Below are 17,934 nucleotides of genomic sequence, written 5' to 3'. Positions count from 1 at the left end.
CTGTGGGAGCGAGCCTGCTCGCGAAGGCGTCAGCCGCATCACCACGCAAGCCGGGCTAGAACACAAACCGCCCATCAAACACCGGCTCATCATCCAGCGCCAACACGCCGCTGGAGAAGATCAAATCCAGATGATGGCTACCCTTCGCGCCACCGCCCAATCCGAGGTGCAGGCCACAATGACGCTCCTCGAACCCGGCATTGCGCGCATATAACGTCTTCACGCCTTCGTTGGTGCCGATCCCCAACTCCTCAATCCGCCGATTGGATGGATTGGCCTCCAGGTACTTGTTGAAGTCATGTTCCAGCCCCGGTACCTCCGTGGCGATTTTGCTGATGGTCGAGTTCTCGATCCATAACTCTAGCGGCGACTCCAGCACCCCGTATTTGCGGGCAAACGGAATCGTGCTGAGAAAAGTCCCCATGAACTTGACCCGGCCGTTAATGGCTTCGCTGTGCGTGGCAATTTCACCAGGCGCCAGATCGAAGTTGCCGACACCGTTGATGTTGGTCCACTTCTTGATACTGCTCAACGGTGTTTCGAACCACGAGCCGTGATCATCTTTGAAACTTAACGTGGTGGCGTGGGACATGCGCTGGATCAAGTGGCTGTTCAACCCGGCAATGCGCTGCGGGGTGACACTGAACGTGTCGTAGAAGTAATCGCCGTAATCCTTGAACAGCAGCGACTTCTTCCAGTTCTCGGCCATGACGCCTTGCAGCGCGCGGACAAATTCCGGGCCGTCGGGGCGTGGGTTGGGCAGGGTGGAAGAGTCGTAGAAGAAAATGTACAGATCGCTGTCGGCAATCGCCCGGGCCAGCAATTCCGTGGGTTCCAGATCCAGACGCATCGCGTTGAAACTGAACCGTGGGCTGTCACCGGTCTGTTCGGCGATGGCGCCCGTCAGTGCCTGGTAATCAGCCGTATGGCCGAGCAAGACCTTCGCCGGGTTGATGCCGGCAAGGGCAGGGTGATGTTCGAGGTAGTAAAGGAAATGCGAAATGGCGCGTTGCTTATCCATGTAGTCCTCCCTGACAAACCGAGAAAAAGTGGCAGGCACAACCGGCCGGATCGTGCCTGCAGGGACATCTTACAAAGGCCACATCGCCGTGCCGAACGGAACAATTGCGTCGGCTTGCATCATTTCAACGGCGGCTTCATGGGTCGGTGCTTCAAACCAATCGTCCAGTTGCAGTTCAGTGTCCAAGTCTTTTTCAAGTGCTTGCATTGTGAATCTCCTAGATGACTTTTTCGGTAAGTGCAGCGGCGCGTTTTTCAGTCATTGAATAACCCGCCAACTTGCCGGTCGATGCGTCTCGGCAAGTCGCTGAAAACCTAGTTCAGAGGTTTTTAAATTGCAAAAAAATAATTAAATAAGATTTGTTTAAACTTTTTATTCTGTTTTTGATTAGACAATTTGTTAATAAAAAACAAAAAACTAACTCGACCTTTTCCTTAGGAAGCTTCCTATCGTCAATTTGCAGTCGTCCTGCGTTCTGATCTGATTCGGAAGATTTTCGTTACGCCATGTAAAGAAATGCTGACGAAATCACGTCGCAAAGCCCTTGGATTGACGCATACGGAAGGGGTGTAAGGAAAACCTGCCGAAACCAGACCCGCCAATGGCGTCGCAGGGCTCTGGCCTGCTTGTTTCAGACGCGGTTGAAGGGTGAGATGCGCCCCATGCCTGTCGTGCAGGTGCATAACAAGAAGGAGGCGCAATGTACGCCGTGACTCATCTCCATCTCTCCCCGTGGGGCGATTTTTCCGTCGCTCCCGTCGATGACCCGCAAAGGTCTGACTCTATTTTTGCAGCCGCTCGAGACCCTCGAGGCGGACACAGGCAATCCCGGCAAACGACACGCTAATCCAGCGGTGTCTGGCAGCAGGGGGTTACAGGTGTACAATGCGCCGCGTTTTAACTGTGACCTCCTGCGCATCTGCGCAAACCTCAAGGCTATCCGCCTTGTTCACTCCGCCGCGCCACAAGCGTGTCGGGTTCGATTTCGTCACAGATAAAAACAAACAGGTGACGCATGACCGTTGTAAAAACGCTGTCCTTTTGCCTTCGCTGGGGTTTGATCGGCGCTGCTTGAAATCGCAACCGAGCAGCAACGTCTAACGAACATCATCAAACCTTGCGTGAGACCCTTTTCATGAGTGGACAAAACTCGCATTCAGGCGAGCTGAAACGCGGCCTGAAAAATCGCCATATTCAACTGATCGCCCTCGGTGGCGCGATCGGTACCGGGCTGTTCCTCGGCTCGGCCGGCGTACTGAAATCCGCCGGCCCGTCGATGATCCTCGGCTACGCCATCTGCGGCTTCATTGCTTTCATGATCATGCGCCAGCTCGGTGAAATGATCGTCGAAGAGCCGGTCGCCGGTTCCTTCAGCCACTTCGCCCATAAATACTGGGGCGGTTTCGCCGGCTTCCTGTCGGGCTGGAACTGCTGGATTCTGTACATTCTGGTGGGCATGTCGGAGCTGACCGCGGTCGGCAAATACATCCACTACTGGGCGCCAGACATCCCGACCTGGGTCTCGGCCGCCGGCTTCTTCGTGCTGATCAACTTGATCAACCTGGCCAACGTCAAAGTCTTTGGTGAGGCCGAGTTCTGGTTCGCGATCATCAAGGTCGTCGCCATCGTCGGCATGATTGCGCTGGGCAGCTATTTGCTGGTCAGTGGCAACGGCGGCCCGCAAGCCTCAGTCAGCAACCTGTGGTCCCACGGCGGCTTCTTCCCGAACGGCGTCAGCGGCCTGGTGATGGCCATGGCGATCATCATGTTCTCCTTTGGCGGCCTGGAAATGCTCGGTTTCACCGCAGCAGAAGCGGACAAGCCGAAAACCGTGATCCCGAAAGCCATCAACCAGGTGATCTACCGGATCCTGATTTTCTACATCGGTGCGTTGGTTATCCTGCTTTCGCTGACGCCATGGGACAGCCTGTTGGCGACCCTGAATGCGTCGGGTGATTCCTACAGTGGCAGCCCGTTTGTGCAAGTGTTCTCAATGCTCGGCAGTAACACCGCTGCGCACATCCTCAACTTCGTGGTCCTGACCGCGGCACTGTCTGTGTACAACAGCGGCACCTACTGCAACAGCCGCATGCTGCTGGGCATGGCCGAGCAGGGCGATGCGCCGAAAGCCTTGTCGAAGATCGACAAGCGCGGCGTGCCGGTGCGTTCGATCCTGGCCTCGGCGGCGGTGACGTTGATTGCCGTGTTGCTGAACTACCTGATCCCGCAAAACGCACTGGAACTGTTGATGTCGCTGGTGGTTGCCACCCTGGTGATCAACTGGGCGATGATCAGCTTCTCGCACTTCAAGTTCCGCCAGCACATGAACAAGACCAAACAGACGCCGCTGTTCAAGGCCCTGTGGTACCCGTACGGGAACTACATCTGCCTGGCGTTCGTGGTGTTCATTCTGGGCGTAATGCTGCTGATTCCGGGCATCCAGATCTCGGTGTATGCGATTCCGGTGTGGGTCGCGTTCATGTGGGTTTGCTACGGCATCAAGAACAAGCGCAGCGCCCAGCACGCGTTGCACGCGGCAAACGCGAAGTAAGCGCAGCCTGCAGAAACAACAAACCCGGCCATGTGCCGGGTTTGTTGTTTTCAGGGTTCATGCAAAACCCCTGTGGGAGCGAGCCTGCTCGCGAAAGCGGTGTGTCAGGTGATGTTGATGTCGACTGGTACATCGCTTTCGCGAGCAGGCTCGCTCCCACATTGGTCCGCATCTACCTTCAGGCTATTCGGGTATCCTGATGAACCCCAAATGCGGACCCCATTTTCCATGCTGGTGATTTCCAACAACGTGCATCTGCCGGATGCCGAGATCGAGTTGACCGCCATCCGCGCCCAAGGCGCCGGTGGGCAGAACGTCAACAAGGTCTCCAGTGCCGTGCACCTGCGTTTCGACATTCCGGCCTCGTCCTTGCCCGAGTTCTACAAGGAACGGCTGCTAGCGCTGCGTGACAGTCGCATCACCAGCGAAGGGGTGTTGATCATCAAGGCCCAGCAATACCGCACGCAGGAAGCCAATCGCGCGGATGCGCTGGAGCGGCTGACCGAGTTGATCCTCAGTGCCACCAAGGTCGAAAAGAAACGTCGTCCGACCAAGCCGACCCTCGGTTCGAAGAAGCGTCGGCTCGAATCCAAGACCAAGCGTGGCAGCATCAAGGCTGGACGGGGCAAGGTCGATTTCTAGCGCGCTTGTCTTTCTTCGCGGTACTTTTCATTGAGGTGCTTCGGCGCCTGCCGGTACAAGTAAACACTCAGTGCCAAACCGCTCAGGGCGGCAAGGGCGGCAAACAGGAAGATCGAGGCAAAGCCAAAGCCTGCCGCAACCGCACCCGCCACCGGCCCGGTTATCCCCAGCGACAAATCGATGAACAGCGAATAAGCCCCGACTGCCGCGCCACGACTGGAGGCCGGCACCAGGTTGACCGCTTCCACGCCCAGCGCTGGAAACACCAGTGAGAAACCGAACCCGCTCAGCGCCGCGCCGGCCAGTGCCCAATGAGCATCCGGCGCCAGCCATAGTAGCAACAGCCCCAGTATTTCCACCGACAGGCAGGCAATCGCCACGCGAAAGCCGCCGAGGCGGTTGATCAGGTTGCCGAACAGCAGCCGCGCACCAATGAAACTGGTACCGAACAGGCTCAGGCACAGCACCGCGTTGTCCCAGTGTTGCGTGGCGTAATAGAGGGTGATGAAGGTGGCGATGGTGCCGAAGCCGATCGAGCCCAGCGCCAGACCGCACCCATGTGGCAGCACTCGCCCCAGCACATGCATGAACGGCAAGCGTTCACCGACAACGATCGGCGCGGCGGTTTTTGGCCAGGCCAGCACCAGGCCGAGGACGGCCAGTAGCACGATGCTCACGCCCATGCTCCACAAGCCCAACTGATTAACCAGCAGCACGCCCAGCGGTGCGCCGACGGCCAGTGCGCCGTAACTGGCGATGCCATTCCAGGAGATGACTTTGGCGGTGTTCGCCGCGCCGACCCGTCCGATGCCCCAGCCGATCGAGCCGGAACCCACCAGGCTTTCCGCGCTGCCGAGCACCAGGCGGCCGATCAACAGGCTGATCAGGCTCAAGGTCGGCAGGCTTTGGGTCCAGGCCGAAATCAGCATGAACACTCCGCTCAAGCCGCAGCCGGCGAGGCCGTACATCACGGCGAGTTTGCTGCCCTTGTTGTCGATGATTTTCCCGGCATACGGACGGCTGAGCAGGGTGGCCAGGTATTGCACGCTGATCACCAGGCCGGCGATTACCGCGCCGAAGCCCAGATCGCTGTGGACGTAGCCCGGCAACACGGCCAGGGGAATGCCGATATTCAGATAGCCGATGAAGGTGAACAGGACGATGGAAACGACTTGCAGCGTGACCGCCAGGGGGCGCTGGTTTTCAGACATGGGTAAAGATCCACGGGGAAGCAGGATAGATAGGCTGCTTATGATAGCGGCGCGAGCGGCTGCGGGTCGTGGAAAAAGTAAAACTATTTGCCGGATGGGGATGAATCAGGGTTTGGCGGGAGCGACCAGGTGCGTGGTGACCAGGGCGGCCAGGGCGTTTTCTTCGCTGCCGAAACGGGCGAGCAGCGCGGCTTGTTTCTCGGGGGACAGGCGATTCCAGATCTCGATCATCTTCTCGGTGGTACCGATCAAGACGCTGGCTTGCTGAGCTTCGTCAAAAGTAGGGCTGAAGTCGTCGGTCATGGTGCGGGGCTCAAGGGTTCAGGCGGTGTGGAAAGCGCATGTTAGCGCTTTCCACACGGTCTGGCATTGCAGGTGAATCAGTCTTCGCTGTCGGCCTTGCGGCGTTCAGTGGCTTCTTTCGGCTCGGGCTGTTGGGCACCGGCTTGTTGCGTGGGCGTCTGCTCAGTTTCGTGCAGGCTTGGGAAGGGGAGATTAGGGATCTCGTGCATATCGCGCTCCTCGCAAAGTCTGTTGATAGATCTGGTAGATCCGCGCTTTTAAAAAAAGCCTGGGAAGGATACAGCAGGAGAAATGACAAATAGACTTTTATATCCAATTGTTGCGACGGATGGGGTTGTCTAGACAGGTCTGGAAGAGGAAACAACACAAAAACAATGTGGGAGCGAGCCTGCTCGCGAAAACGTCGGCACATTCGACATCAATGCGACTGAAGAAACGCTTTCGCGAGCAGGCTCGCTCCCACAAGGGATTGGCAGTGTTTGATGGTTATTTGCAAACTTCGGCGATTGCCTCGGCCAGCAGGTCCAGACGCGTTGCATCAATCCCGGCCACGTTGGCCCGGCCTGAGTTGACCATGTAAACGCTGTGATGATCACGCAGCTGTTTGACCTGATTCGGCGTCAAACCGGTGTAGGAAAACATCCCGCGCTGCACGCCGATGTGCGCAAACCGCTCGCGCAAACCATGAGGTTCAAGCGCTTCAACCAAACCGCTGCGCAGTTGGGCGATACGCAAACGCATGGCTTCCACTTCGTCCGCCCAGAGGCTTTTCAGCTCTGGATCAGCGAGGATGGTCGCTACCACAGCAGCGCCGTGATCCGGCGGTGTCGACCACAGGTTGCGGGCGATGTTGGCCAGCTGGCTGCGGATATCCACCAGCTTGTCAGCGGTTTTCGCGCAGACAATCAGCGCGCCGGTGCGGTCGCGGTACAGGCCGAAGTTCTTCGAGCAGGAACTGGTGATCAGCACTTCCGGTAACGCGGCAGCGAACAACCGGGTCGACCAGGCGTCCTGTTCCAGGCCATCGCCGAAGCCCTGGTAGGCAAAGTCAATCAGCGGCAGCAAGTCGCGATTGCGGACTACCTCCAGCACCCGGCGCCAATCGTCATGGGACAAATCGAAACCGGTCGGGTTGTGGCAGCAGGCGTGCAGCAGCACCACATCGCCCTTTGGCGCTTCATTGAGTACTGCAAGCATCGCTTCGACGTCGAGGCGGTTATCGCTGCCGACGTACGGGTAGTGACTGACCTTGACCCCGGCTGCCGCGAAAATGGTTTCGTGGATCGGCCAGGTCGGGTTGCTCAGCCACACGCCACGGCCCGGCAAACACTGGGCGATGAAGTCCGCGCTCAAGCGCAGCGCGCCGGTGCCGCCCGGCGTTTGCGTCGCACCGGCCCGTTGTTCGGCGATTAACGCGGAGTCGGCACCGAGCACAAGCTCGTTGATGGCCTTGCCAAACGCCGGCTCGCCGTGACCGCCGATGTAGGTTTTGGTGGTCTGACGATCCACCAGGCGTTGCTCGGCGAGCTTCACGGACTGGGGAATCGGTGTCAGGCCCTGGGCATCTTTATAGACGCCCACGCCGAGGTCGAATTTGCGCGGGTTGGGGTCCTGCGCATAGGCCTCCATCAGGCCGAGAATCGGGTCGCCGGGTACTCGACCTATGGCGTCGAAATGCATTATTTGCGGCCCTCGGCGTCCTTGGCCACTTCGTCAGTGCGCGCGGCCATGATGAAATCGTTGCGATGCAGACCTTTGATGGAGTGGCTCCACCAGGTCACGGTGACTTTGCCCCACTCGGTCAGCAGGCCTGGGTGGTGGCCTTCAGCCTCGGAGATTTCACCGACGGCGTTGGTGAACGCCAGTGCGTGCTTGAAGTTCTTGAACAGGAAAACTTTTTCCAGCTGCATCACGCTGTCGCGCACTTCAATGTTCCAGTCAGGAATCTGCTTGATCAGTACCGGCAGCTCTTCGTCGCTGACTTGTGGTGCATCGGCGCGGCAGGCTTCGCAATGGGCTTGGTTCAATGTGGACATGATGGGTTCCTGAAATCGAGTGTTTGGGGAAACGGTCGCCAGTGGGACCACGCTAAACCAAAGCGTGGGTCCGTAACAGACTCACCTGATGCCAAAAGGCGCGGATCACGCGGCCTTTGGCGGAAATTTTGGTGTGTGCAGGCCCAGCCGCATGCCTTGCTTGACCATGCCCATGATGTCTTCGTGGGCGAGATCGAACAGGCGCTTGAGGTTCGGCAGGACAAAGTACAGCGGTTGCAGGATGTCGATGCGGTACGGTGTGCGCATGCATTCCAGCGGATCGAAGGCCTGATGCTCAGGTTCGTCCGACAGGCAGTAAACGGTTTCTTTCGGCGAGGAGAGAATGCCGCCGCCGTAGATGCGCTGGCCTTCTGGCGTATCGACCAGACCGAACTCGATGGTCATCCAGTACAGACGCGCGAGGTACACGCGTTCTTCCTTGGAAGCCTGTAGGCCAAGTTTTCCGTAGGTGTGGGTGAATTCGGCGAACCAGGGGTTGGTCAGCAGCGGGCAGTGGCCAAAAATCTCGTGGAAAATGTCCGGCTCTTGCAGGTAATCCAGCTCTTCGCGGGTACGAATAAACGTCGCCACCGGGAACTGCTTGTTGGCGAGCAATTCGAAAAAGGTCTGGAAGGGGATCAGTGCGGGTACCCGGGCAACCTGCCACCCGGTGGTTTCACCGAGGACCTTGTTGATCTCACCGAGTTGCGGAATGCGGTCGTGGGGCAGACCGAGTTTTTCGATACCGTCCAGGTATTCCTGGCACGCACGACCTTCGATCACTTTCAGTTGGCGAGTGATCAGCGTGTTCCACACCGCGTGTTCTTCGGCGGGGTAGTCAATAAAACCTTGCGCATCGGGCTCGCGAGCCACGTATTGCGTCTGCTTCATGCTGCTCTCCTGCTAGGGGATTTCGTTCTTGTTATGTCCTGCTATGGACCTAGAAATACCTCAAGAAATGCGGCGTTGCAGCATGTGAGTCGCGCTGCGTGTAGGAAAAATCATCGTTTTTTGTAAAGTATTCGTTACGGATCGGCCGCTATGGCGCAGGGATTGGGATTTCCGGGTTTGAAATGGCGTGCAGGTGTCACATAATCTTGACGACTATCTGAGCCCCTTGACAGAAAAGTACGATCGAGGGCGAAGTCGACCTGACTTTGAACGCTGCAAAACTTTGTGGGAGCGAGCCTTTGTGGCGAGGGGATTTAGCGAAACGTCGCACCGCCCCGTTGGGCTGGGAAGCGGCCCCGAAATCGAAAACCGCGGTGTGTCAGGTACACCGCATACAATGGTTTACGACTGCTTCGCAGCCGAACGGGGATAAATCCCCTCGCCACAAAGGCTCGCTCCCACAGGTTGCACCTCAGGCATCCAACTCATTCACCGCTTTTCAGGCCTTTATATGCGTATCAAAGTCCACTGCCAGAACCGCATCGGCATCCTGCGCGACATTCTCAACTTGCTGGTGGAGTACGGGATCAACGTCGCTCGCGGCGAGGTCGGCGGCGAGCATGGCAATGCGATCTACCTGCATTGCCCGAACCTGATCAACATTCAGTTTCAGGCATTGCGTCCGAAATTCGAATCGATTGCCGGGGTTTTTGGCGTCAAGCGCGTAGGGCTGATGCCCAGCGAACGTCGGCACATGGAGCTCAATGCGTTGCTCGGCGCCCTGGAGTTTCCGGTGTTGTCGATCGACATGGGCGGCTCGATCGTTGCCGCCAACCGCGCAGCGGCGCAGTTGCTCGGGGTGCGCGTGGATGAGGTGCCGGGGATTCCGCTGTCGCGTTACGCCGAGGATTTCGACTTGCCGGAACTGGTGCGCGCCAACAAGTCGCGGATCAACGGCTTGCGGGTGAAGGTCAAGGGTGACGTGTTTCTCGCCGACATCGCGCCACTGCAATCGGAGCATGACGACAGCGAAGCCATGGCCGGTGCGGTACTCACGCTACACCGCGCCGACCGGGTCGGTGAACGCATCTATAACGTGCGCAAGCAGGAGCTGCGAGGCTTCGACAGCATTTTCCAAAGCTCGAAGGTGATGGCCGCGGTGGTGCGCGAAGCAAGGCGCATGGCGCCGCTGGATGCGCCGCTATTAATAGAAGGCGAAACCGGCACTGGTAAAGAGTTGTTGGCGCGAGCCTGCCACCTGGCGAGTCCGCGGGGGCAGTCACCGTTGATGGCGCTCAACTGCGCCGGCCTGCCGGAATCCATGGCTGAGACGGAGCTGTTCGGCTACGGCCCCGGCGCTTTCGAAGGGGCGCGGGCCGAAGGCAAGCTCGGGCTGCTGGAACTGACGGCGGGCGGTACGCTGTTTCTCGATGGCGTCGGGGAAATGAGCCCGCGCTTGCAGGTGAAATTACTGCGCTTCCTGCAGGACGGTTGCTTCCGTCGTGTGGGCAGCGATGAAGAGGTTTATCTGGATGTGCGGGTGATCTGCGCGACTCAGGTTGACCTGTCCGAATTGTGCGCGCGCGGTGAGTTCCGCCAGGATTTGTATCACCGCTTGAACGTGCTTTCGCTGCACATCCCGCCACTTCGCGAATGCCTTGATGGTTTGACGCCGCTGGTGGAGCACTTCCTCGATCAGGCCAGTCGGCAGATCGGTTGCCCGCTGCCGAAACTGGCGCCAGCGGCGATGGAACGGCTCAGTCATTACCACTGGCCGGGCAATGTTCGGCAGTTGGAAAACGTGTTGTTCCAGGCGGTTTCCTTGTGCGAGGGCGGGACCGTCAAGGCCGAACATATTCGCCTGCCGGACTACGGCGTGCGTCAGCCGCTTGGCGATTTCTCGCTCGAGGGCGGATTGGACGAGATTGTCGGGCGCTTCGAGAAGGCGGTATTGGAACGCCTGTATTCCGAACATCCAAGCAGTCGCCAGCTGGGCAAGCGATTGGGGGTTTCGCATACAACCATTGCCAACAAACTGCGTGAGTATGAAGTCGGCAAAGAACCCGGCAGCGCCTAAACCCCTGTAGCAGCTGCCGAGCCTGCGAGGCTGCGTTCGGCTGCGAAGCAGTCGTAAAACCTCCACCGCGGTGTATCAGTAAAACCGTGCATACCGGGTTTACGACTGCTTCGCAGCCGAACGCAGCCTCGCAGGCTCGGCAGCTGCTACAAGGACGGTGTTGAGCTGAAGAGGTCGGCACTTGCCGTAAGCGGCATAACACCGCCGGTTTTTCGTCTTTGACACAATCCCCGTTTCCCGCCTGACCCCCTCAAGTCCTTTGTTTGCCGGGCCCTGCGCCGCCAGAAAAAAGTTGGTCTGCAAATTGCTTATGGCTCAGCAGTACAGCAGTGGGCGGCAAACGTCCGGCATGCAGAGGAAAGAGCGTGGACAAGTACCTTTATGTGGCAATGACCGGCGCCAGCCAGAATGCACTGGCGCAGAAGGCTCATGCCAACAACCTGGCGAACATCTCCACCAACGGCTTCCAGAAAGACCTGGAGCAGGCGCGTTCGATGCCGGTGTTCGGTGACAGCTTTCCGGCGCGTGCGTTTGCCCTGTCCGAACGTCCGGCCACTGATTTCTCCCCTGGCGCATTGGTGGAAACCGGTCGTGACCTCGATGTCGCGGTGCAAGGCAATGGCTGGATCGCCGTGCAGAACCCTGACGGCGGCGAAAGCTACGTGCGCACCGGCAGCCTGAACGTCGATGCCCTGGGCGTGCTGCGGGCCGGCAACGGTATGCCGGTGATGGGTAATGGTGGGCCGATTGCCGTGCCGCCCGAGCAGCAAATCGAAGTGGGCGAGGACGGCACCATCAGCATTCGTGCGATGGGCGAAGGTCCGCGCGTGATGGCAGAAGTCGACCGCATCAAACTGGTTAACCCTGACTTCAAGAACATGACCAAAGGCCTGGACGGTTCGATCCACACCAAGGACGGCAAGCCGGCGCAAGCCGATGCTGGCGTCAAACTGGTGTCTGGTTTCCTTGAGTCGAGCAACGTCAATGCCGTGGAAGAAATGACTTCGGTGCTGGCGCTGGCCAAGCAGTTCGAGCTGCACATCAAGATGATGAACACCGCCAAAGACGATGACCAGGCCATGGCTCGGGTCTTGCAGATCAGCTAATTATCAGAACGTCGCGCCGTAAAACAGGCGCACGAGGAGAATCGAATGCTTCCGGCTCTATGGGTTGCCAAAACAGGTCTGTCCGCCCAGGACACCAACCTGACGACCATTTCCAACAACCTGGCCAACGTGTCGACCACGGGTTTCAAACGTGACCGCGCCGAGTTCCAGGACTTGCTCTACCAGATCAAACGCCAGCCAGGCGCCCAGTCGACCCAGGACAGTGAACTGCCGTCGGGTCTGCAATTGGGTACCGGTGTGCGCATCGTCGGCACCCAGAAAAACTTCACCGCCGGTAGCCTGCAAACCACCGAGCAGCCGTTGGACATGGCCATCGACGGTCGCGGTTTCTTCCAGATTCTGCAGCCGGACGGCACGACGTCCTACACCCGTGACGGTACGTTCCACCTGGACTCCAACGGTCAGATCGTGAACGCCAGCGGCTTCGCCCTGGAACCGGCCATTGTCATCCCGAACGATGCCCAGACCTTCACGGTCGGTCGCGACGGCACCGTGTCCATCACCGTTGCCGGTAACCCGGCATCCCAGGTGATCGGCAACCTGCAAACCGCCGACTTCATCAACCCGGCCGGCCTGCAAGCCGTGGGCAACAACCTGTTCCTGGAAACCGCTGCCAGCGGCGCGCCGCAAGTCGGCACCCCGGGCCTGGCCGGTTTCGGCACCACGCTGCAGAACACCTTGGAAACCTCGAACGTCAGCACCGTTGAAGAGATGGTCAACATGATCACCACTCAGCGCGCTTACGAGATGAACTCCAAGGTGATCTCCACCGCCGACCAGATGCTCTCGTTCGTAACGCAGAATCTGTAATCAAGTCTATGAGGCGGCCATCAGGTCGCCTGCAACACCGTGAGGTAGGGTCATGAATCGCTATGTATCTGTTCTGGCACTGAGTGGGATCGCCGCGCTTTCGGGCTGCGTCGGTCCGACGCCCAAGCCCAATGACCCTTACTACGCCCCGGTGTTACCGCGCACGCCGCTGCCGGCTGCGGCCAATAACGGCTCGATCTACCAGGCCGGTTTCGAACAGAACCTGTACAGCGACCGCAAGGCGTTCCGGGTCGGTGACATCATCACCATCACCTTGAACGAGAAGACCCAGGCCAGCAAAAACGCCAATTCCCAGGTCGGCAAGACCAGCAAGACCAGCATTGGCCTGTCCTCATTGTTCGGCAGTACGCCCAGCACGAATAACCCGCTCGGCAGCGGCGACCTGAGTCTGGATGCCAGCTACAGCGGCGACCGCGCGACCAAGGGTGACAGCAAGGCCGGGCAGGGCAACAGCCTGACCGGTTCGATCACCGTGACCGTCGCCGACGTGTTGCCCAACGGCATCATCGCCGTGCGCGGCGAGAAGTGGATGACCCTCAATACCGGTGACGAGCTGGTGCGGATTGCCGGGCTCGTTCGCGCTGACGATATCGCAACGGACAACACCGTTTCGTCGACCCGTATCGCCGATGCACGCATCACCTATTCGGGCACCGGTTCGTTTGCCGATGCGAGTCAGCCAGGCTGGTTCGACCGTTTCTTCCTCAGCCCGCTGTTCCCTTTCTAGGTGGCTACGTTGAATCTTAAACACCTGATGGTGGCTGCGTGCCTGATGTCCGTAGCCTTTGGTGCTCAAGCCGAGCGGCTGAAGGACATCGCCAGTATTTCCGGCGTGCGTTCCAACCAATTGATCGGCTACGGCCTGGTGGTCGGGCTTAATGGCACCGGTGACCAGACGACGCAGACGCCGTTCACCCTGCAGACCTTCAACAACATGCTCTCGCAGTTCGGCATCAAGGTGCCGCCGGGTTCGGGCAACGTACAGTTGAAGAACGTCGCGGCAGTGTCGATCAGTGCTGATTTGCCAGCGTTCGCCAAACCCGGTCAGCAAGTCGACATCACCGTCTCGTCCATCGGTAACTCCAAGAGCCTGCGCGGCGGCACTTTGCTGCTGACGCCGCTCAAGGGTATCGACGGCAACGTCTATGCGGTCGCCCAAGGCAATCTGGTGGTCGGCGGTTTTGATGCTGAAGGTCGTGATGGTTCGAAGATCACCGTCAACGTTCCGTCGGCCGGTCGTATCCCGGGCGGTGCGTCGGTTGAGCGTTCGGTGCCGAGCGGTTTCAACCAGGGCAACAGCCTGACCCTGAACCTCAACCGTTCGGACTTCACCACGGCCAAGCGCATCGTCGACAAGATCAACAGCATGCTCGGCCCTGGCGTTGCCCAGGCTATCGACGGCGGTTCGATTCGTGTCAGCGCGCCGCTCGATCCGAGTCAGCGCGTTGACTATTTGTCGATCATCGAGAACCTTGAAGTCGACCCGGGTCAGGCGGTGGCGAAAGTCATCATCAACTCCCGTACCGGCACCATCGTGATCGGCCAGAACGTCAAGGTTTCCCCGGCTGCCGTGACCCACGGCAGCCTGACCGTGACCATCACCGAAGACCCGATCGTCAGCCAGCCCGGCCCTCTGTCCAATGGTCAGACGGCCGTCGTGCCGCGCTCGCGGGTCAACGCCCAGCAAGAAGCCAAGCCGATGTTCAAGTTCGGCCCGGGCACCACCCTCGACGAAATCGTGCGTGCGGTGAACCAGGTCGGCGCGGCACCGGGTGACTTGATGGCCATCCTCGAAGCGCTGAAGCAGGCCGGCGCGTTGCAAGCCGACCTGATCGTGATCTGAGGACGGCGACCATGGATATGCGCAAGAGCGGTCTGGTCAGCAGCAGCGACTCGGGTTCCTATTCGGACCTCAATCGCCTGAACCAGCTCAAGGTCGGCGACAAGGACAGTGACGGCAACATGCGCAAGGTTGCGCAGGAATTCGAGTCGCTGTTCCTCGGTGAAATGCTCAAGTCCATGCGCTCGGCCACTGAAACGCTGGGCCAGGACAATCCGCTCAACACGCCGGCAGCCAAGCAATACCAGGAAATGTACGACCAGCAGTTGGCCGTTTCCATGTCCCGTGAGGGCGGTGGTATTGGTCTGGCGGACGTGTTGATGCGTCAGATGTCGAAGAACAAAGCGCTGGCGCCGGGCGAGGCCGCTGCCGCGTCAGCCGCCAAGCAAGCGGCCGCGAAAGCGGCCGTGGAAACGCCGATTGCCGCCGGTACGGTCGCCACCCACGGGCCGTTGTCGCGCCTCAATGGCGAGCGTCCGTTGTGGGCTTCGCGCTCGGTGAAGTCGTCGGCCAGTGCGGGCGAGGGCGCTCATCGCAATGATATGGCGCTGATCAATCAGCGACGTCTGGCGCTGCCGCCGAAACTGGCCGACCGCTTGCTCGCAGGGCTGGTGCCGTCGGCATCGACTCCTGCGGCGACCGCCACGGTGGCGCTGAACAAAATCCAGGTACTGCCGAGTACCAAGACCGGTTCCGGCCCCCTGTACAACGGCGATTGGCTGGCCTCGCAAACGGACACGACCTCCAGCGGGCGCCTGCAAATTTATGGCCGTGCCATGGCGCAAATACCGCTGGCACCGGCGAAGAAAGCGTTCAGTTCCGCCGACGAATTCGTCAACACCATGCTGCCGATGGCCAAAGAGGCCGCCGAACGCATTGGCGTCGATCCGCGTTACCTGGTGGCGCAGGCTGCCCTGGAAACCGGTTGGGGCAAATCAGTCATGCGCGCCCAGGATGGCAGCAGTAGTCACAACCTGTTCGGCATCAAGGCCAGCAGCAGTTGGAAGGGCGAATCGGCGCGGGCAATCACCAGCGAATTCAGGAATGGCGAGATGGTCAAGGAGACGGCTGAGTTCCGTTCCTATGACTCGTACAAGGACGGCTTCCACGACCTTGTGACGTTGCTGCAAACCAATAATCGCTATCAAGATGTTGTGAAGTCGGCCGATAACCCAGAACAGTTTGTACGCGAGTTGCAAAAGGCCGGTTACGCAACCGACCCGGACTACGCGAGCAAGATTTCGCAGATAGCCAAGCAGATGACGAGTTACCAGAACTACGCTGCGGCGGGCGTTTCCACCACGCCTTTATAGGCACAAGGTATAAGGTCTGAACCATGAGTTTGCTCAATATCGGGATGTCGGGGCTGTCATCCAGCCAATCGTCGTTGATGACTACGGGTAACAACATCGCCAACGTCGATACCGCGGGTTATTCGCGTCAGCAGACCGTGCAGGGCACCAAGGCTTCGCAGCAGTTCGGCAATGTCTTCATCGGCACCGGCACGACCCTGGCCGATGTTCGTCGGGTGTACAACAGCTACCTCGATGCACAATTGCAGACCAGCACCTCGCTCGACAGCGATTCGTCTGCCTACCTGGGCCAGGTCACCCCACTCGATACCTTGCTCTCGGACAGCGACACCGGCCTGAACGGCGCCCTGACCAAGTTTTTTGCTTCGGTGCAGAACGTCAACGCCAAACCGGGTGACGATGCTTCCCGCCAGTTACTGCTCAGCGATGCCCAGGCCTTGAGCAACCGGTTCAACTCGATGTCCAGTCAGTTGAACTCGCAGAACGCGAGCATCAACGGCAACCTCACGAACATGGCCGATCAGGTCAACAAACTGGCCACTACCGTCGCACAGTTGAACCAGAAGATCTCCGAAATCTCCAGTTCCGGCGGCTCGCCGAACGACCTGCTTGATTCCCGTAACGAAACGGTTCGCCAGCTCTCTACCTTAACCGGAGCGCAGACGGTCGAACGCGATGGCAACATCGACATCTATCTGGGCAGCGGCCAGCCGCTGGTGATGGGCAATACGGTCAACAAGCTTGAAGTGGTCCCGGGCAAAGACGATCCGGGACGTTTATCGCTGCAACTCAATCGTGGTTCAAGCACGATCGATATCACCTCGATCATGACCGGCGGCGAGATCGGTGGCCTGCTGCGTTATCGCAGCACCGTGCTGGATCCGGCCTTGAACGAGCTGGGTCGTGTGGCTCTGGTCGTCGCCGATCAGATGAACAGCCTCCAGTCCCAGGGCATCGACAAGAACGGTGATTTCGGTTCGAACCTGTTCAACAGCGTCAACAGCGCTGCACAAATGTCTCAGCGCAGCGTTGCCTCCACCGGCAACAGCGTTGGCTCGGGCAACTTCGATGTGAGCATCGAGGACACGGGCAAGCTGACCATCAATGATTACAAGGTGACGTTCACCACTCCCACCGACTACACCGTTCAGCGCCTGCCGGACAACACCGCCATGGGCAGCTTCAGCACGCTGACTACACCGCCGCCGGTGATCGATGGTTTCTCGATGACGCTCAGTGGGGGCACTGCAGCCCAGGGTGATACGTTCAGAATCACCCCGACGCGCAACGCTGCGACGAACATCAAGACCGAGATGACCGACTCCAAGCGTCTGGCCATCGCGGCGCCATTGAGTGCGGCCATCGTCCCGGGCGACAGCGGAACGCTGACCATCTCGTCCAGCGGTCAACCGACCCTGACCACACAGTTCGATATCTACGATCCGGTCACCACCCAGGCCATTCAGGACGGTCTGAAGAACTCGACGCCAGTCAAAGTCGTGTTCGGTGCTTCCGGCGGTTCGACCCAGACTTATCAGATGCTCGATGCCAAAGGTAACGTGCTCAGTAGCGGCAGCATCGTGCCGAACCAAAACAATACCCTGAGTCTGAAAATCCCACTGGTCGATGCCAGCGGCGCAGCGATCATGGACCCGGGTCCGCCTGCCGTGCAGCGTACCGCAGCGTTCGACATGACCATCGCGGGCTCTCCGGGCACGGCGGCAGCGATCAACATCACGCTCGCTCAGGCGGGCACCCTGGACAACCGTAACGGTACGGCGTTGGCCGGCTTGCAGACCAAGCAGACCGTGGACACCAGCGCCACCAACAGTGGCGTTTCCCTGAGCGACGCCTACGGCAAACTGGTCGAGGGCGTTGGCTCCAAAGCGGCCCAGGGCAAGCTCGACAGTGCCGCGACCGCCGCCATCCTGGCGAACGCCAAGGGCGCGCGCGACTCGGTGTCGGGCGTTGATCTCGATGAGGAAACCGGCAACCTGGTCAAGTATCAGCAGTACTACACCGCCTCTTCGCAGATCATCAAGGCTGCGCAGGAAATCTTCAGCACACTGATCAACAGTCTTTAAGGAGTCG

At 59.2% G+C, this 17,934-nt stretch carries 17 protein-coding genes; 9 read left to right on the top strand and 8 right to left on the bottom strand.

The window, feature by feature from the left end:
- Window positions 1-55: 55 nt before the first annotated feature.
- Both ACYZTW_RS25335 and ACYZTW_RS25330 read right to left on the bottom strand, forming a co-directional pair.
- Window positions 56-1,021 carry a M29 family metallopeptidase gene (locus ACYZTW_RS25335; RefSeq protein WP_462002264.1) on the bottom strand — a complete coding sequence of 322 codons (966 nt, stop codon included), beginning with the start codon at window positions 1,019-1,021 and terminating at the stop codon, window positions 56-58.
- Between the two features lie 69 nt (window positions 1,022-1,090).
- Window positions 1,091-1,228 carry a hypothetical protein gene (locus ACYZTW_RS25330; RefSeq protein WP_462002263.1) on the bottom strand — a complete coding sequence of 46 codons (138 nt, stop codon included), beginning with the start codon at window positions 1,226-1,228 and terminating at the stop codon, window positions 1,091-1,093.
- A gap of 928 nt (window positions 1,229-2,156) precedes the next feature.
- On the opposite strand from ACYZTW_RS25330, the gene ACYZTW_RS25325 reads away from it, so the two are divergent.
- Together ACYZTW_RS25325 and arfB are read left to right on the top strand one after the other, a co-directional pair.
- Entirely contained in the window at window positions 2,157-3,572 is a 1,416-nt protein-coding gene (locus ACYZTW_RS25325) for an amino acid permease (RefSeq protein ID WP_462002262.1), read from the top strand.
- A 228-nt stretch (window positions 3,573-3,800) separates the two neighbouring features.
- Window positions 3,801-4,214 carry an alternative ribosome rescue aminoacyl-tRNA hydrolase ArfB gene (gene arfB / locus ACYZTW_RS25320; RefSeq protein ID WP_008010994.1) on the top strand — a complete coding sequence of 138 codons (414 nt, stop codon included), beginning with the start codon at window positions 3,801-3,803 and terminating at the stop codon, window positions 4,212-4,214.
- Here the strand turns inward: arfB and ACYZTW_RS25315 are convergent.
- The 6 genes from ACYZTW_RS25315 to phhA all read right to left on the bottom strand — a co-directional run bounded on the left by ACYZTW_RS25315 (window position 4,211) and on the right by phhA (window position 8,655).
- Entirely contained in the window at window positions 4,211-5,425 is a 1,215-nt protein-coding gene (locus ACYZTW_RS25315) for an MFS transporter (protein WP_462002261.1), read from the bottom strand. The two genes, arfB and ACYZTW_RS25315, sit on opposite strands and share 4 nt — an antisense overlap.
- A 105-nt stretch (window positions 5,426-5,530) precedes the next feature.
- Complete coding sequence (locus tag ACYZTW_RS25310) at window positions 5,531-5,728, bottom strand: hypothetical protein (RefSeq protein ID WP_462002260.1); 198 nt, start codon at window positions 5,726-5,728, stop codon at window positions 5,531-5,533.
- A gap of 77 nt (window positions 5,729-5,805) precedes the next feature.
- Window positions 5,806-5,937 carry a hypothetical protein gene (locus ACYZTW_RS25305; RefSeq protein WP_008156098.1) on the bottom strand — a complete coding sequence of 44 codons (132 nt, stop codon included), beginning with the start codon at window positions 5,935-5,937 and terminating at the stop codon, window positions 5,806-5,808.
- A gap of 277 nt (window positions 5,938-6,214) precedes the next feature.
- Window positions 6,215-7,408 carry an amino acid aminotransferase gene (locus ACYZTW_RS25300; RefSeq protein ID WP_462002259.1) on the bottom strand — a complete coding sequence of 398 codons (1,194 nt, stop codon included), beginning with the start codon at window positions 7,406-7,408 and terminating at the stop codon, window positions 6,215-6,217.
- Complete coding sequence (locus ACYZTW_RS25295) at window positions 7,408-7,764, bottom strand: 4a-hydroxytetrahydrobiopterin dehydratase (RefSeq protein ID WP_008030478.1); 357 nt, start codon at window positions 7,762-7,764, stop codon at window positions 7,408-7,410. Before ACYZTW_RS25295 ends, ACYZTW_RS25300 begins: the two co-directional genes overlap by 1 nt.
- A gap of 105 nt (window positions 7,765-7,869) precedes the next feature.
- The gene (gene phhA / locus ACYZTW_RS25290) at window positions 7,870-8,655 is read right to left on the bottom strand and encodes a phenylalanine 4-monooxygenase (RefSeq protein ID WP_462002258.1); all 786 of its coding nucleotides are present in this window, start codon (window positions 8,653-8,655) and stop codon (window positions 7,870-7,872) included.
- Between the two features lie 511 nt (window positions 8,656-9,166).
- On the opposite strand from phhA, the gene ACYZTW_RS25285 reads away from it, so the two are divergent.
- The 7 genes from ACYZTW_RS25285 to flgK all read left to right on the top strand — a co-directional run bounded on the left by ACYZTW_RS25285 (window position 9,167) and on the right by flgK (window position 17,927).
- Window positions 9,167-10,732, top strand: coding sequence for a sigma-54-dependent transcriptional regulator (locus ACYZTW_RS25285; protein WP_282479852.1), 1,566 nt, complete (start codon window positions 9,167-9,169; stop codon window positions 10,730-10,732).
- Between the two features lie 365 nt (window positions 10,733-11,097).
- Entirely contained in the window at window positions 11,098-11,838 is a 741-nt protein-coding gene (locus ACYZTW_RS25280; RefSeq protein ID WP_415765206.1) for a flagellar basal body rod protein FlgF, read from the top strand.
- Between the two features lie 45 nt (window positions 11,839-11,883).
- A complete protein-coding gene (flgG, locus tag ACYZTW_RS25275) occupies window positions 11,884-12,669 on the top strand; it encodes a flagellar basal-body rod protein FlgG (protein WP_056742138.1) in 786 nt (261 codons plus the stop codon).
- Window positions 12,670-12,721: 52 nt separating this feature from the next.
- A complete protein-coding gene (gene flgH / locus ACYZTW_RS25270; RefSeq protein ID WP_462002257.1) occupies window positions 12,722-13,417 on the top strand; it encodes a flagellar basal body L-ring protein FlgH in 696 nt (231 codons plus the stop codon).
- Window positions 13,418-13,444: 27 nt separating this feature from the next.
- Window positions 13,445-14,533, top strand: a complete 1,089-nt coding sequence (locus tag ACYZTW_RS25265) for a flagellar basal body P-ring protein FlgI (RefSeq protein ID WP_462005838.1) — start codon at window positions 13,445-13,447, stop codon at window positions 14,531-14,533.
- An 11-nt stretch (window positions 14,534-14,544) separates the two neighbouring features.
- The gene (gene flgJ, locus ACYZTW_RS25260) at window positions 14,545-15,843 is read left to right on the top strand and encodes a flagellar assembly peptidoglycan hydrolase FlgJ (RefSeq protein ID WP_462002256.1); all 1,299 of its coding nucleotides are present in this window, start codon (window positions 14,545-14,547) and stop codon (window positions 15,841-15,843) included.
- Window positions 15,844-15,866: 23 nt separating this feature from the next.
- Window positions 15,867-17,927: a flagellar hook-associated protein FlgK gene (flgK, locus tag ACYZTW_RS25255; RefSeq protein WP_462002255.1), complete on the top strand. Its 2,061-nt coding sequence runs from the start codon at window positions 15,867-15,869 to the stop codon at window positions 17,925-17,927.
- The last annotated feature ends 7 nt before the right edge of the window (window positions 17,928-17,934 follow it).

This window comes from Pseudomonas sp. LB3P25, assembly GCF_054897985.1.
This window is presented reverse-complemented; position numbering and strand designations above follow the sequence as displayed.

What these genes read in the sequence shown, in the direction of transcription:
- phhA (WP_462002258.1), bottom strand. Translation starts at nt 8,655, where the DNA reads ATGAAGCAGACGCAATACGTGGCTCGCGAGCCCGATGCGCAAGGTTTT.
- ACYZTW_RS25335 (WP_462002264.1), bottom strand. Translation starts at nt 1,021, where the DNA reads ATGGATAAGCAACGCGCCATTTCGCATTTCCTTTACTACCTCGAACAT.
- ACYZTW_RS25325 (WP_462002262.1), top strand. Translation starts at nt 2,157, where the DNA reads ATGAGTGGACAAAACTCGCATTCAGGCGAGCTGAAACGCGGCCTGAAA.
- ACYZTW_RS25330 (WP_462002263.1), bottom strand. Translation starts at nt 1,228, where the DNA reads ATGCAAGCACTTGAAAAAGACTTGGACACTGAACTGCAACTGGACGAT.
- ACYZTW_RS25315 (WP_462002261.1), bottom strand. Translation starts at nt 5,425, where the DNA reads ATGTCTGAAAACCAGCGCCCCCTGGCGGTCACGCTGCAAGTCGTTTCC.
- ACYZTW_RS25305 (WP_008156098.1), bottom strand. Translation starts at nt 5,937, where the DNA reads ATGCACGAGATCCCTAATCTCCCCTTCCCAAGCCTGCACGAAACTGAG.
- ACYZTW_RS25300 (WP_462002259.1), bottom strand. Translation starts at nt 7,408, where the DNA reads ATGCATTTCGACGCCATAGGTCGAGTACCCGGCGACCCGATTCTCGGC.
- flgH (WP_462002257.1), top strand. Translation starts at nt 12,722, where the DNA reads ATGAATCGCTATGTATCTGTTCTGGCACTGAGTGGGATCGCCGCGCTT.
- ACYZTW_RS25265 (WP_462005838.1), top strand. Translation starts at nt 13,445, where the DNA reads ATGGTGGCTGCGTGCCTGATGTCCGTAGCCTTTGGTGCTCAAGCCGAG.
- ACYZTW_RS25285 (WP_282479852.1), top strand. Translation starts at nt 9,167, where the DNA reads ATGCGTATCAAAGTCCACTGCCAGAACCGCATCGGCATCCTGCGCGAC.
- ACYZTW_RS25295 (WP_008030478.1), bottom strand. Translation starts at nt 7,764, where the DNA reads ATGTCCACATTGAACCAAGCCCATTGCGAAGCCTGCCGCGCCGATGCA.
- ACYZTW_RS25310 (WP_462002260.1), bottom strand. Translation starts at nt 5,728, where the DNA reads ATGACCGACGACTTCAGCCCTACTTTTGACGAAGCTCAGCAAGCCAGC.
- arfB (WP_008010994.1), top strand. Translation starts at nt 3,801, where the DNA reads ATGCTGGTGATTTCCAACAACGTGCATCTGCCGGATGCCGAGATCGAG.
- flgK (WP_462002255.1), top strand. Translation starts at nt 15,867, where the DNA reads ATGAGTTTGCTCAATATCGGGATGTCGGGGCTGTCATCCAGCCAATCG.
- flgJ (WP_462002256.1), top strand. Translation starts at nt 14,545, where the DNA reads ATGGATATGCGCAAGAGCGGTCTGGTCAGCAGCAGCGACTCGGGTTCC.
- flgG (WP_056742138.1), top strand. Translation starts at nt 11,884, where the DNA reads ATGCTTCCGGCTCTATGGGTTGCCAAAACAGGTCTGTCCGCCCAGGAC.